11 protein-coding genes are annotated in these 13,471 nt (G+C 59.9%); 8 read left to right on the forward strand and 3 right to left on the reverse strand.

Translation table 11 applies throughout. The features are described 5' to 3' along the window. Positions 1 to 195: 195 nt before the first annotated feature. From ACR0KW_RS06215 to selD, 7 genes are read left to right on the forward strand one after another with little or no spacing between them, the layout of a single operon-like run. Positions 196 to 3,063, forward strand: a complete 2,868-nt coding sequence (locus ACR0KW_RS06215) for a monovalent cation/H+ antiporter subunit A (protein WP_480804225.1) — start codon at positions 196 to 198, stop codon at positions 3,061 to 3,063. After that, positions 3,063 to 3,422, forward strand: a complete 360-nt coding sequence (locus tag ACR0KW_RS06220) for a Na+/H+ antiporter subunit C (protein ID WP_170325456.1) — start codon at positions 3,063 to 3,065, stop codon at positions 3,420 to 3,422. Before ACR0KW_RS06215 ends, ACR0KW_RS06220 begins: the two co-directional genes overlap by 1 nt. Further along, complete coding sequence (locus tag ACR0KW_RS06225; protein ID WP_480804226.1) at positions 3,419 to 4,957, forward strand: monovalent cation/H+ antiporter subunit D; 1,539 nt, start codon at positions 3,419 to 3,421, stop codon at positions 4,955 to 4,957. Before ACR0KW_RS06220 ends, ACR0KW_RS06225 begins: the two co-directional genes overlap by 4 nt. Continuing rightward, positions 4,957 to 5,454, forward strand: coding sequence for a Na+/H+ antiporter subunit E (locus ACR0KW_RS06230; protein WP_170325556.1), 498 nt, complete (start codon positions 4,957 to 4,959; stop codon positions 5,452 to 5,454). The genes ACR0KW_RS06225 and ACR0KW_RS06230 overlap by 1 nt, the downstream gene beginning before the upstream one ends. Further along, the gene (locus ACR0KW_RS06235) at positions 5,451 to 5,720 is read left to right on the forward strand and encodes a K+/H+ antiporter subunit F (protein WP_170325459.1); all 270 of its coding nucleotides are present in this window, start codon (positions 5,451 to 5,453) and stop codon (positions 5,718 to 5,720) included. Before ACR0KW_RS06230 ends, ACR0KW_RS06235 begins: the two co-directional genes overlap by 4 nt. Positions 5,721 to 5,727: 7 nt before the next feature. Then, positions 5,728 to 6,114, forward strand: a complete 387-nt coding sequence (locus tag ACR0KW_RS06240; protein ID WP_480804227.1) for a Na+/H+ antiporter subunit G — start codon at positions 5,728 to 5,730, stop codon at positions 6,112 to 6,114. Positions 6,115 to 6,119: 5 nt separating this feature from the next. Beyond that, on the forward strand, positions 6,120 to 8,279 hold the full coding sequence (gene selD / locus ACR0KW_RS06245; RefSeq protein ID WP_480804228.1) for a selenide, water dikinase SelD: 2,160 nt from the start codon (positions 6,120 to 6,122) through the stop codon (positions 8,277 to 8,279). Here selD and mnmH read toward each other — a convergent pair. Beyond that, positions 8,270 to 9,322 carry a tRNA 2-selenouridine(34) synthase MnmH gene (mnmH, locus tag ACR0KW_RS06250; protein ID WP_480804229.1) on the reverse strand — a complete coding sequence of 351 codons (1,053 nt, stop codon included), beginning with the start codon at positions 9,320 to 9,322 and terminating at the stop codon, positions 8,270 to 8,272. The two genes, selD and mnmH, sit on opposite strands and share 10 nt — an antisense overlap. Before the next feature lie 44 nt (positions 9,323 to 9,366). Beyond that, on the reverse strand, positions 9,367 to 10,032 hold the full coding sequence (locus tag ACR0KW_RS06255) for an SOS response-associated peptidase (protein ID WP_480804230.1): 666 nt from the start codon (positions 10,030 to 10,032) through the stop codon (positions 9,367 to 9,369). A 55-nt stretch (positions 10,033 to 10,087) separates the two neighbouring features. On the opposite strand from ACR0KW_RS06255, the gene ACR0KW_RS06260 reads away from it, so the two are divergent. Beyond that, a complete protein-coding gene (locus ACR0KW_RS06260) occupies positions 10,088 to 11,740 on the forward strand; it encodes a tetratricopeptide repeat-containing sulfotransferase family protein (protein WP_480804231.1) in 1,653 nt (550 codons plus the stop codon). Between the two features lie 63 nt (positions 11,741 to 11,803). On the opposite strand, the gene ACR0KW_RS06265 is transcribed toward ACR0KW_RS06260, so the two are convergent. Beyond that, positions 11,804 to 13,381 (reverse strand): bifunctional metallophosphatase/5'-nucleotidase, encoded by a 1,578-nt coding sequence (locus tag ACR0KW_RS06265; protein ID WP_480804232.1) that lies wholly within the window; start codon positions 13,379 to 13,381, stop codon positions 11,804 to 11,806. Positions 13,382 to 13,471: the final 90 nt, after the last annotated feature.

Below are 13,471 nucleotides of genomic sequence, written 5' to 3' on the forward strand. Positions count from 1 at the left end.
TTTATCACAATCGCGGGGCAGGCGCTGTGCAGAAAACCGGCCCGTAGATCAAGATCGCGTCATTATTTCGCACCTGAAACGCCACCTGTTCCATGGTCCTAGGGCGCAGTGAAATTCTTGCAATAGCTGGACAGTCGGAAAATTATCCTTACAAAATCAGGACTACTATTGACCGCTCAGACCGGAGTATCGCACTTGTCCCTATTCCTCATCGCGGCCCTTCCCTTCCTCGGAGCTGTATTCCCAGCCCTTCTGATCCGGGCAGGACGAAACGCAGCCGCCTCGGCAGCAGGCCTGACCACATTCCTGGCACTCATGGGACTGTTGATCCACATCCCCGCAGTCATGCGCGGCGAGGTCGTGACCGCCCGGTTCGAGTGGATACCTGCACTGGGTCTGAATGCGAATTTCATGCTGGACGGTCTGGGGTTCCTGTTTGCCCTGCTGATCCTGGGTATCGGGTTGCTGATCATCCTTTACGCGCGGTTCTACCTGTCGCGCGAAGATCCGATGGGGCAGTTCTATACCTACCTGCTGCTGTTTCAGGGCGCGATGGTCGGGATTGTTCTCTCCGACAACATCCTGCTTCTGCTTATTTTTTGGGAACTTACGTCGCTCAGCTCATTCCTTCTGATCGGCTATTGGAAACACCTGCCCGAGGGCCGCCAAGGCGCGCGGATGGCGCTGGCCGTGACCGGTTCCGGCGGGTTGGCGATGATTGCCGGGATGTTGATCCTTGGCAATATCGTGGGGTCCTATGACCTGAGCGTCATTCTGCAGAACAAGGAACTGATCCAGGCCTCGCCCTATTACATGCCGGCGCTGATCCTGATCCTTCTGGGCTGTTTCACCAAGTCGGCGCAATTCCCGTTCCACTTCTGGCTGCCGCACGCGATGGCCGCACCGACGCCGGTTTCGGCCTATCTGCACTCGGCCACGATGGTGAAGGCCGGGCTGTTCCTGATGGCGCGGATGTGGCCGGTTTTGGCAGGGACCGATGCGTGGTTCTATATCGTGGCAACCACCGGTCTGATGACCATGCTGATCGGCGCCTGCATCGCGCTGTTCAAGGACGACCTCAAGGCGCTGCTGGCGTTTTCGACCGTGTCGCATCTGGGTCTGGTCACGATGTTACTGGGCTTTGGCACCAAGATTGCCGCCGTGGCCGCGATCTTCCACATCATCAACCACGCGACCTTCAAGGCCGCGCTGTTCATGACCGCCGGGATCGTCGATCATGAGGCCGGAACCCGCGATATCAAACGGCTGGGCGGGCTGCGGCAACTGATGCCGATCACCTTTACCATTGGTACGATTGCCGCCCTGTCCATGGCGGGCCTGCCGCCGCTGAACGGCTTCCTGTCCAAGGAAATGATGCTGGAGGAGACGGTCCACACCACGTGGCTGAACTCGCATTATCTGGTGCCGGGACTGGCGCTGCTGGCGGCGCTGTTCTCGGCGGCTTATTCCTTCCGCTTTGTCAGCCATGTCTTCCTTGGCCCGCAACGCACCGATTACCCGCACCACCCGCATGACCCACCTGTCGGGCTTTGGCTGGCCCCGGCCCTCCTTGTGGTGCTGGTGGTTCTGATCGGTCTGTATTCGGCGGCCATCGTCGGACCTCTGGTTGCAGTGGTGTCCAGCGCGGTAATCGGTGGTGAGAAACTGCCCTATTACTCGCTGAAACTGTGGCATGGGTTCACGCCCGCGCTGTACATGTCCGCTGTGGCCACGCTGGGCGGTCTGTTCCTGCTGGCGCTGCACCGTCGGGGAGAGGCGCTTTGGAACGCCCTGCCCCGCCCCGAGGCCAAGACGATCTTTGAAGCCGTGATCGGCGCCTTGACCGCGTTCAGCCGCTGGGTCACCGACACGCTGCACAACGGCGTGATCAGCCGCTATGCGATCATCCTGATCGCCTTCACCGTCGGGCTCGGCTACTACGCCTATACGACCGGGACGATTGGTCCGGAAACGCGCGAGCCCTTGCCGATTCAGATCATCCCGTTCATCGGCTGGATCTGTCTGGTAGCGGCAACGCTGGCGATCATGTGGTTCCACCGCAACCGCCTGTTGTCACTGGTGCTGATCGGTGTAGTCGGCCTGATCGTCTCAATGGCGTTCAACTATCTCTCGGCCCCTGATCTGGCGTTGACGCAGATCTCGGTCGAGGTGGTGACGATGATCCTGTTGCTGCTGTCGCTGAACTTCCTGCCTACGGACACACCGTGGGACAGCAGCGCCGCACGCCGCTGGCGCGATGCGGCGATTTCGGTCGTGGCGGGCCTTGGCACCGGTGGGCTGATCTATGCGCTTATGCTGCGGGATTTTGCCTTCCCGACCATCTCAGAGTTCCATCTGGCGAACTCTTACAAAGGCGGTGGCGGCACCAACGTGGTCAACGTGATCCTGGTCGACTTCCGGGGCTTTGATACCTTTGGCGAGATCATCGTTCTGGGTATCGCCGCCCTGATCATCTTTGCCCTGACAGAAGCTGTTCTGGGCTCGAACGTCCGCGCCTATCTGCTGAACCGCAAGCCGCATTGGCCACAATCGGGGGACTCGCATCCGCTGATGATGGTGGTCGCGACCCGCGTAATGATGCCCATTGCCCTGATGGTTGGAGCCTACATCTTTTTCCGCGGACACAACCAACCGGGTGGCGGATTCATTGCCGGACTGGTCGTGGCCATTGCGTACCTGATGCAATACATGGCCAGCGGCTACACCTGGGCCATTGAACGGCAGCGGTTCTATTACCACGGCACAATCGGTTGGGGCGTCCTGATCGCCGCTGCGACCGGTTTGGGCGCATGGTTCAACGAACGCCCGTTCCTGACCAGCGACTTTGGCTACATCCACTGGCCACCGCTGGAAGAGTTCGAATGGGCCACCGCGATCCTGTTTGACACCGGCGTGTTCCTTGCCGTTCTGGGCGCGGTGATGCTGGCGCTGGACAGCCTGTCTCGGTTTGCGTGGCAGCCGGGCATGGCACAGGAATTCCCGATGGATATCAACCCGCTGCGGGATGACCTGAAAGAAGACGAAAAGAAGGAGCAGGCCTGATGGAAGCGCTCGTAGCCTCAGCCGTAGGCATTCTGACCGCTGCCGGGATTTTCCTGATCCTGCGCCGCCGGACATTCCCCGTGATCCTGGGCCTGTCACTGATCACCTATGCGGTGAACGTGTTCCTGTTCGCCACCGGGCGGCTGGCGCTGGATGCGCCCGCTGTTCTGAACAAATACGAAGACGTCCCCTATACCGATCCGCTGCCACAGGCGCTGGTGCTCACGGCCATCGTGATTTCGTTCGGAATGACGGCGGTGATCGTGATGATTGCACTTTCAGCCTATCTGTCCTCGAAGGATGACCATATCGACATGACCGCGCAGGACAGCGTGGACGCGCCGGGAGAAGACGCATGAACCATTGGATCGTAGCGCCGATCGTCCTGCCCGCGATCCTGGCCCCGTTCATCATCATGGTTCTGCGGTACCATCTGGACCTGCAGCGTATCTTCTCGGTCGCCGGTGTGGTGGGCCTGCTGGGGATTGCCCTGACCATCACCGCGCAGGCCTCTGGCGGCGATATTCAGGTCTATGAGCTGGGCAACTGGCCCGCGCCGTTCGGCATCGTGATGGTGCTGGATCGGCTGTCGGCCATGATGGTCCTGCTGACCGCCCTGCTGGCCTTGCCTATTGTGCTATATGCCATTGCCTCGGGCTGGGACGAGAGGGGCAAGCACTTTCACGCGCTGTTTCATTTCCAGCTCATGGGTGTCTGTGGTGCCTTTCTGACTGGCGACGCATTCAACCTGTTCGTGTTCTTCGAGGTCCTGTTGATCGCATCTTACGGCCTGATGACGCACGGCGGTGGCGCGGTGCGCCTGAAGGCAGGCGTTCAGTATGTTGCCTATAACCTTCTGGGCTCGACCCTGTTCTTGTTTGCGCTGGGGACGCTCTATGGCGTGACCGGGACGCTGAATATGGCGGACATGGCAGTGCGCGTGGCGGAACTGCCCGCCGACGATACGGCGCTGCTGCGTGTGGGGGCCGTGCTGCTGCTGCTGGTGTTCTGCATCAAAGCCGCCGTTTTGCCGCTGCACTTCTGGCTGCCCGCCAGCTATGCCAACGCGCCCCTGCCCGTGGCCGCGCTGTTTGCGATCATGACCAAGGTCGGCGCTTATTCGATCCTGCGGATGTACACGCTGGGCTTCGGCCCCGAGGTCGAAGCGACGCAGGGACTGGTCGGCGCATGGCTGCAACCGGCGGCACTGGTGACACTGGCCGTTGGGGTTATCGGCATTCTGGGAACGCGGCACATCGCGCGGATGGTCGCCTTTTGCGCCATCGCATCGATGGGGACGCTGCTGATTGCCATTTCACTGTTCACGGAGACCGCCACTGCCGCGGCGCTCTACTACATCTACCATTCAACCCTTGCGACGGCATTGCTGTTCCTTGTGGCTGACCTTGTGATGGAGCGTCAGGGCGGTTCCATCGAACCCAAGACACCCATGCCACAGAGCGGTCTGATCTCGGCCCTGTTCTTTGTCGGCGCCATCGCGCTGGCGGGGATGCCGCCGCTGTCGGGCTTCATTGGCAAACTGCTGGTTCTGGACGCGTCCCGCGACGCGCCGGATGCAAACGCGATCTGGGCCGTTGTTCTGATTGGGTCGTTTGTCACCATCGTCGGGCTGGCGCGAGCGGGTTCGCTGATTTTCTGGAAAAGCCACGACGCCCAACACAACCCAACGCCAGAAGCGGAAGAAGAAGCCCCCGCCCAACCTGCGCCCGAGCCGAACGCAGGGCTGGCCTTCACGTCCGTCTTTGGGCTGGTGCTGGGCCTTGTCATGCTAACCCTGTTCGCGGGTCCGGCTCTGAATTATGCTGGTAAAACAGCCGAGCAGCTGTTCACGCCTGAACACTACATCTCGGCCGTTCTGGGAGGAGAAGAATGATGAGACTTCTGCACCGGATTTTCCCGCACCCGCATCTGACCTTCCTATTGACGATTGTGTGGGTTCTGCTGGCCAACAAACCCTCGCTGAACTCGCTGGTCTTTGGCCTGATCCTGGGGATCATCATCCCGTTCATCACCCAGCCCTACTGGCCTGACCGGCCCAAGCTGCGCAACTGGCCGATGGTGGTGGAATATATGCTGGTGGTGCTGTGGGATATCGTGATTGCCAATATCACTGTCGCTCGGATCATCCTGTTCAAACGCGATGCCGACCGGCAACCCAACTGGATTTGCATCCCGCTGGAACTGCGCACGCCCGAGGCGATCACGGTTCTCGCCGGAACCATCACCATGACCCCCGGCACCGTCAGTTCAGACCTGTCGGCGCAGGGGCACAACCTGCTGGTTCACTGCCTGGATGCGCCCGATCCCGACGCGGTGCGGGATCAGATCAAACAGCGCTATGAGCGTCGCCTGAAGGAGATTTTCGAATGATCGAGGTTGCGATCTGGTTTGCCTTCGCCTGTTTTGGAACGGCTATCATGCTGTGCCTGTATAGGATTATCTCGGCCGAAGGTGTCGGCACCCGGGTTCTGGCGCTGGATACGATGGTGATCAACACCATCGCGCTGATGATCCTTTACGGCCTGGCTCTGGGAACCGAAATTTTCTTCGAGGCCGCCATGATAATTGCCATGCTCGGCTTTGTTTCAACCGTGGCCTATGCGCGCTTCATGCTGCGCGGCAATATCATCGAGTGAGGCGGGTATGGAGTTCATTTTCGAAATTCTGATCGCCTTCTTCCTGATCATCTCGGGCATCTTCGGCTTTGTCGGATCCTTCGGGATGATCAAGCTGAAAGACCCGATGTCCCGTCTTCACGCCCCCACCAAGGCGACGACGCTTGGCGTGGGCGGCGTGTTGCTGGCTTCGATCTGCCACTCGGTCCTGATCGAGCAGCACCTATCGCTTCACGAACTGCTGATCACCCTGTTCCTGTTCCTGACCGCGCCGATCACGGCTCTGTTCATTGCCAAATGGCACATTCACCGCCATGAAAAGCCCAGCGATCTGCCGGACGCGGGCGAGGATGAGCTTTGGGCCACCCACGCGGTCGAACAGGTCGAAGACGTCCCTGAACACACAGCGAACTAACACACATGCATCACCCTCCGCTGCCCTTGACCCGTGATCTGGTTCTGATTGGCGGAGGGCATACCCATGCGCTGGTGCTGCGGAAATGGGGGATGAACCCGCTGCCGGGCGCGCGGGTGACGGTAATCAACCCCGGCCCCACTGCGCCCTATTCCGGGATGTTGCCCGGCTTTGTCGCGGGACATTATGAGCGCGGTGAACTGGATATCGATCTGGTGCGCTTGGCCCGGTTCGCCGGTGCGCGCGTTATTCTCGGCCCGGTTGAAGGGATCGACGTTGATCGGCGTCTGGTTCACGTGCCTGATCGCCCACCGGTCGCGTTCGACGTGGCCTCGGTCAATGTAGGGATCACCTCGGACATGCCCGCCCTGCCCGGTTTTGCCGACCATGCGATCCCGGCCAAACCGCTGGGGCCTTTCGCGGCGCGGTGGGCGGAATATCAGCAGGGCACCGGCCCCGCCTCGGTCGCGGTAATCGGCGGCGGCGTGGCGGGGGTTGAACTGGTGATGGCTATGGCCCACGCCCTGCGCGCCAAAGGCCGCGCGGCGCGAGTGGCCCTGATCGACAACGCCCAAGCCCTGACCGCGACAAGGCCCAAGGCGAGCGCGACCATTCGCAAGGCAATGGCTGATCTGAACGTTGATCTGATCGAAAACACGCCCATTTCCCGCATCGAGGCTGATCATATTATTCTGGGTGATGGTCGCGAAATTCCAGCCGCTTTCGTGACCGGCGCCGCTGGTGCCCGCCCGTACGACTGGATCGCTCAAACGGGTCTTGATCTGCAGGACGGCTACGTTCGGGTGAACGGCTTCCTGCAATCCAGCGATCCAGAGATCTTTGCCGCCGGCGATTGTGCCCATCTGTCGGAAAACCCGCGCCCCAAGGCGGGAGTTTATGCAGTGCGAGAGGCTCCGGTTCTGTTCAACAACCTGCGTGCTGCACTCGGGGCGGGTCGGATGCGGCGGTATAAGCCGCAAAAGGATTACCTGAAACTGATCTCTCTTGGCGGAAAATCTGCCCTGGCCGAGCGGCTGGGCACCTCGTTCAGCGGGCCCTTGATGTGGCGCTGGAAGAACCACATCGACCAGACCTTCATGAACAAGTTCCGCGATCTGCCCGAAATGCCGCCCCCTTCCGTGCCGTGGCTTCACGCGGCGGGGCTGTCGGACGCACTGGGCGAAAAGCCCATGTGCGGTGGTTGCGGAGCAAAAGTTGGACGCGGCGCGCTGCAGGCTGCGCTGCTCAACCTGCCCGCGCCAGAGCGCTCTGACATCACCCCCCTGCCCGGCGACGACGCGGCCCTGCTGACAACCGGCGAGGCGCGGCAGGTCATGACTTCGGACCATCTGCGCAGCTTCACCAATGACCCGGCGCTCATGACCCGCATCGCCGCCGTTCACGCGCTGGGGGATATCTGGGCCATGGGCGCCAGCCCGCAGGCGGCAACTGCAACGATCATCCTGCCCCGCATGTCGCCGGACTTGCAGCACCGGACCATGGCCGAGATCATGACCACCGCAACCGCGGTCATACGCGATGCCGGGGCCGAGATTGTCGGCGGCCACAGCTCGATGGGTGATGAAATGACCATCGGTTTTACCCTGACCGGCCTGTGCGAGAAAGACCCGATTACTCTGTCGGGTGCACATTCAGGTGATGCGCTGATCCTGACCAAACCGTTGGGCAGCGGCGTGCTGATGGCTGCCGAGATGGCGGGCAAGGCCCGGGGCGAATGGGTCGTCGATGCCTTCCAGCAAATGATCCAACCACAAGGCGAAGCCTCAGGCCTTTTAGCAGGCGCCCATGCGATGACAGATGTGACAGGGTTTGGTCTGGCCGGGCATCTGCTGGGGATGTGCGAAGCCTCGGACTGCGGCGCGGAAATTGATCTGGACGCAATTCCGCTGATGGCTGGCGCGCTAGAGTTGAGCACCCAAGGCGTCCGGTCAACGATTTTCGGCGAGAACAGGTCCATCGTCCCGGACCTGCCGCTTGATGACAAGGCTGACCTGTTGTTCGACCCGCAAACCGCCGGAGGCCTGCTGGCCGCCGTCGCACCGGACCAGGCGCAGGAACTGTGCGAACAGCTGAGGCATGCGGGCTATCCGGCGGTCATCATCGGACACATGTCCGATCTACTGGGCCTGCGCCTTCAAAGCTGATCCAGAATCCGCGCGATACGCGCGGCAGTGTCTTTCAGGCCTGCATCGTCAAGTGCGGTCGCATGGACCCGCGCCACAACCTCGGCCCTGCGGGCCCGGCTGGACTTGGCATAGGACGGGTCATAATGCTGCTCCATCAACGCCTGCGTCAGCGCCTGTTTGTCACCGGCGTCGATCAGGGACAGCCAACCATCCACAACTTCATGGCCCCGATGGAATCGCAGCGGAGAAAGCCGGTCGCGCAACCGCTCTGCATCCGACAGAATGTCGTCATAGGCGCGGGCCAGATAGGCGGCGCGCGCCTCGATCGAGGCCTGAATCACAACGCGCGGCGCGTTGCGCAAAGCGGTCCAGACGCTTGGTGGCAAAATCAACGATCCGATCTTGGAGGACTCGGCCTCAACCACGACCGAGCGCGTTGGATCGAGCCTGCACAGCGCAGCGGCCAGAGCGGATTCGAACGCCTTCTGGCTGGGTTGCCCGCCGGGCATCTCGCCCAGCAATGAGCCGCGATGATTGGCCAGCCCTTCCAGGTCCAGAACCTGAACACCGCGCGTTTTCAGATGCGCCAGAAGGTCGGTCTTGGCGGTGCCCGTGTAACCGTCCAACGCGATCAGACGATGGGACAGAGAGTCCTCGTAAAGAAACCGGTTCACCAAGCGCCGATAGGTGCGATACCCGCCCTCGACCACCTCGGCCCGCCAGCCGATCTGTTGCAACATCCAAGTGAACGACCCTGACCGCTGCCCGCCCCGCCAGCAATAGACCAGAGGTTTCCAGCCCCCTTCGTGATGCGACAGGCTGTGTTCGATGTGATTGGCAGCGTTGCGAAACACCAGCGCCGCGCCCAGTTTGCGGGCCAGAAAGGGGCTTTCCTGCACATAGATCGTGCCCACCTGGGCCCGTTCTTCGTTATCCAGAACCGGCAGATTGATGGCGCCGGGCAGATGATCCTCGGCAAACTCTGACGGGCTGCGCACATCGATCACCGTATCGAAGTCATGCGCATAAAGGCTGGGCAGGTCGGTGAAGTTCAAAGCCATATCAACGGTCTATCCTGCAAGGGCTACATTGAAAAGACACACTGTCAGGCCGGAAGCGGTGCGATCAGCTCGGACCCGCTGGCGCGGTTCGAATTCACCGCCGGATCAACACGGTAAAAGTTCAGCACATCCTCGGCGCCGGGCTGCATCAGGCGCGCGGCCCCCTTCCCGGCCTCACCCAGCCAGAGCGGCCAGTCGTCAGGTTCTAGGATCAGCGGCATCCGGTGATGGATGGCACTGAGATTGTTGTTGGCGGGTGTCGTCACGATGGCACAGGTGCCTTGCCGGGCCTCATCAGCGCCCCAATCCTGCCAAACCCCGGCAAAGGCGATCGGCACACCATCCATGCGGTGGATATACCAAGGCAGGCGCGTGCCCTGTTCGGTCTTTGTCCATTCGTAGAATCCCGTCGCCACAATCAGGCACCGCCGTTCCCGGCAGGCAGCGCGAAACGCGGGCTTTTCGGCCAACGTTTCGGCCCGCGCATTTATCAGCAGGGGACCAGCCGATTTGGTCTTGTACCAATGCGGCAGGAACCCCCAACGCAGCGGGTCCAGCCTGCGCCCGCTTTCTCCGGCCCGGACCACGTGCACCTGATTTGTCGGGCAGACGTTGAAGTTTGGCACCGCTGGCAGGGTGTTCGCCGGTCGCGCAGAAAACAGCTGCGCCATTGCGTGATTGGGAAGGGTTATTGCAAACCGTCCACACATAGGTAATGAACCATCAACAGTCGTTTCAAACAGGCATAGGGTGTCACGGGGTCTCATGCAAAATCAAACAGCGAAAACCCTCAAAGGCAAGGCCGTGGCCGCTCTGGAGGCAGGCAAGCTGCAACAGGCGCTGAAAAAGGCACAGCTGGGTGTCAAGAAATTCCCGAAGGATTCAGATTTCCACGCCATCTCGGGCTTTGTTCTGACCGAGATGGAACAATACAAGAAATCGATCCCGCATTTCGTTGAAGCGTCCCGCATGAAACCGGACGATCCGCAATTCGTGGAAAACCTGGCCAATGCTCTGATGCAGACCGGGCAGATTTTCAAAGCGCTGGAATATACCGAGCAAAAACTGGAGCAGTTCCCGAACAACAAAGAACTGACCCGCGTCCTGGATGAGCTTCACCTCAAGGGCAACAATTGGCGCAGGATCATCGAATACGCGACCAAAAAGTTGGCAAACGAGCCCGACAATGTGGACCTTTTGGCCAAGCGAGGCCAAGCCTATGGGAAAATCGGGTTTGTCGAGGATAACTTGCGTGACATCGCCCGTGCATATGAGTTGGACCCCGAGAACGTCAAAGTCGCTTTCCAAAAATCCGCAAATCTGCACCAAAGCGGTGACAAAAGCGGCGCCAAAGAGGTTCTGCAGCACATTCTGGACAAAGAGCCCGAACAAATTTCGGCCCTGCTGCGAATGTCGACAATAGTCTCGAAGGAAGAAGCTTCGGAACTACTCGGGGCTGTTGAAACAGCCATTTCCAACAATGACGACGACCTGCTGGAGCTTGAATTCGCCAAGGCACATTTGGTCTCAAAGATCGATGGACTGAACGCGGCCATGCCGCAATTTGCGCGGGCCAACACGATACAGCATGGCGCCAACCCCTATGACTCGGCCAAGGAAGAAGAGAAATTTGGCCGGATAGTCAGCCTGTTTCCCGTCGGGGCCGAGTTGCCGGCCTCCGGGCTAAACGACACACCGGTTCCAATCTTTGTTATCGGGCAACCCCGTTCGGGTACCACCTTGATGGAAATGATGCTGAGTTCGGCCCCCGATATCGCGGGTTGCGGAGAATTGACGCTGGGGAACGATCTGTCGCGCGAATTCGAAAAGGACGGTCAGAGTTTCGACGCTTCAAACGCCACAGAATTTGCCCGGCAATTCCGTGAACTGATGCCGCCGATCCCAGAAGGTTCGGTCGCGTTTGTCGACAAGATGCCACATAACTATCAGCGCGTCGGGTTCCTGCTGGCCGCTTTCCCCAATTCAAAGATCATCAACATGCTGCGCGACCCCCGCGATGTCGGGTTGTCCAAATGGATCAGACGGTTCCCGGCAGGAGGGATGAGCTATGCCTCCAATCTCTCGGCCATTGCACATTCTGCGAATTTGTACCGCCGATACATGGCCCATTGGGATGCCGTGTTCGGAGACCGAGTTCTGACTGTTTCTTACGAAAAACTGGTGGCGGACCCGAAAACCTATAGCCAGCAAGTCGCCGCGTTCTGCGAAATCGAGTGGAACGAAATCATGATGAGTCCAGAGAAGAACACCAAGCAGGTAGCGACGGCCAGTATCGATCAGGTCCGCAACAAGATTTCGACCAAGTCGGTTGGCGGCTGGCAAAGTGTGTCTGAACATCTAAGCCCGATGCTGGATGGGTTCGACCCGGCGCTTTGGCCGGAATTCGACCTCGGCTGAACAGGCAGGAAAACAAAGAAGGCCGCATCACTGATGCGGCCTTCTTTGTTTCAGGGCGCAGGGTTATTTCTGCTTGATACGACCGTCCAGATAGGGCTGATACGGTGCGTTTTCGGCCAGGTACTCCGCTGTCACGTCGGCCAGGTCGGGCCCGAAATCATAGGCGTTCTTATCGTCACCTTCGAACATGGAATAGCCATCACCACCATTGCGGACATAGTTGTTGGTGACCACCAGGTAAGTGGCGGCGGGATCAATCGGAACGAACCCGTCCCCGTCGGCAACCATGACCTCGGCGACACGCCCTTCGTTCGGGGCAACCGAGGGGTCCCAGGTAAAGGTCAGCCCGGCAACCTGTGGAAAGCGACCTTTTACTTCCTCAACCTGGCTGACACCGTTTTCAAGCGCGTCGATCACACCTTGTCCGCTGATCTCGAAGGTCGACAGCGTGTTCTGGAAAGGCAACACGGTCAGCACCTCGCCCATAGTCACCTCACCTGGATCGATCGAGGCCCGCAGTCCACCCGAATTGGCAATCGCGATCTTAACGCCCTGATCGGCAACACGCGCCAGCATGGCATCGGCCACCAGATTGCCCATCTCGCATTCCTGCACACGACAGACCGAGCGGTCACCTTCGATCGAATCCGCGGCATTTGCCACCACCTTGTTGCGGATTTCCTCCAGCGGCACGGCCAGTTCCGCGATGCGGTCCAGCGCGGCCTGATCCTCGGTCACGGTGTTGTCCATGATCAGCGGCTCACCTACGGCCTCGACCACGTTGCCGTCATCATCGAAGGTCACATTCAACTCACCCAGAAACTTGCCATAGGCATAAGCTTGCACAATCTGAACACCATTGACGACGGTCGGATACGGACCAGCCGCCTTGTCGGACACATTCGACAAGTAAGTGTTCGAATGGCCGCCCACGATGACATCCACGCCGGTGGTTTCCTGCGCCACGCGCTGATCGACACCATAGCCCGAGTGGCTGAGCACGATAATCTTGTTCACCCCTTCACCGGTCAGTTTGTCGACTTCGGCCTGCACCGCCGGAACCGGGTTCGAGAAAGTGATGTTGGGCCCGGGCGAGGCAAGATCGTGGGTGTCTTCCGGGGTCAGGCCGATCAGGCCGATCTGTTCTCCGCCCACCTCGATAACCGTCGATTTCTTGATCTTGTCAGTCAGCAGTTCTTCGTCACGGATATCCGCGTTCGACATCAATACCGGGAAATCCACCGAGTCGATGAACCCACGCAGCACTTCGGGGCCATCATCGAATTCGTGGTTACCCACGGTCATCGCATCATAGCCCAGCTTGTTCATGAACTCGGCCGCGACCTTGCCCTTGTAGTAAGTGTAGAACAACGAGCCCTGAAACTGGTCCCCACCATCGACGAGGATCGAGTTTTCGGCCCGCCCCCGCGCTTCGTTTACGGCCGTAACCAGACGGGCAGAACCGCCGAAACACTTGCCTTCTGCGTTGTCTTCCGCATCGCATCCGCTGTCATATTTGTTGATCGGCTCAAAGCGCGCGTGGAAATCGTTGGTGTGCAGAATCGTCAGCTTGTATTCCGCCGCGGCCATGCCTGCGGTCAGGCCCAGAACGGCCACTGACGCCAGAAAACGGGTGAACATATTGATACTCCCTGTATTTGTTTGACGCGATGGTGCGCTCAGCGACAGGAAGAGTCAAAGGGGGAAATCCGGCTTGATTCTGCCCGTCAC

The organism is Ruegeria sp. CG11 (assembly GCF_056537245.1).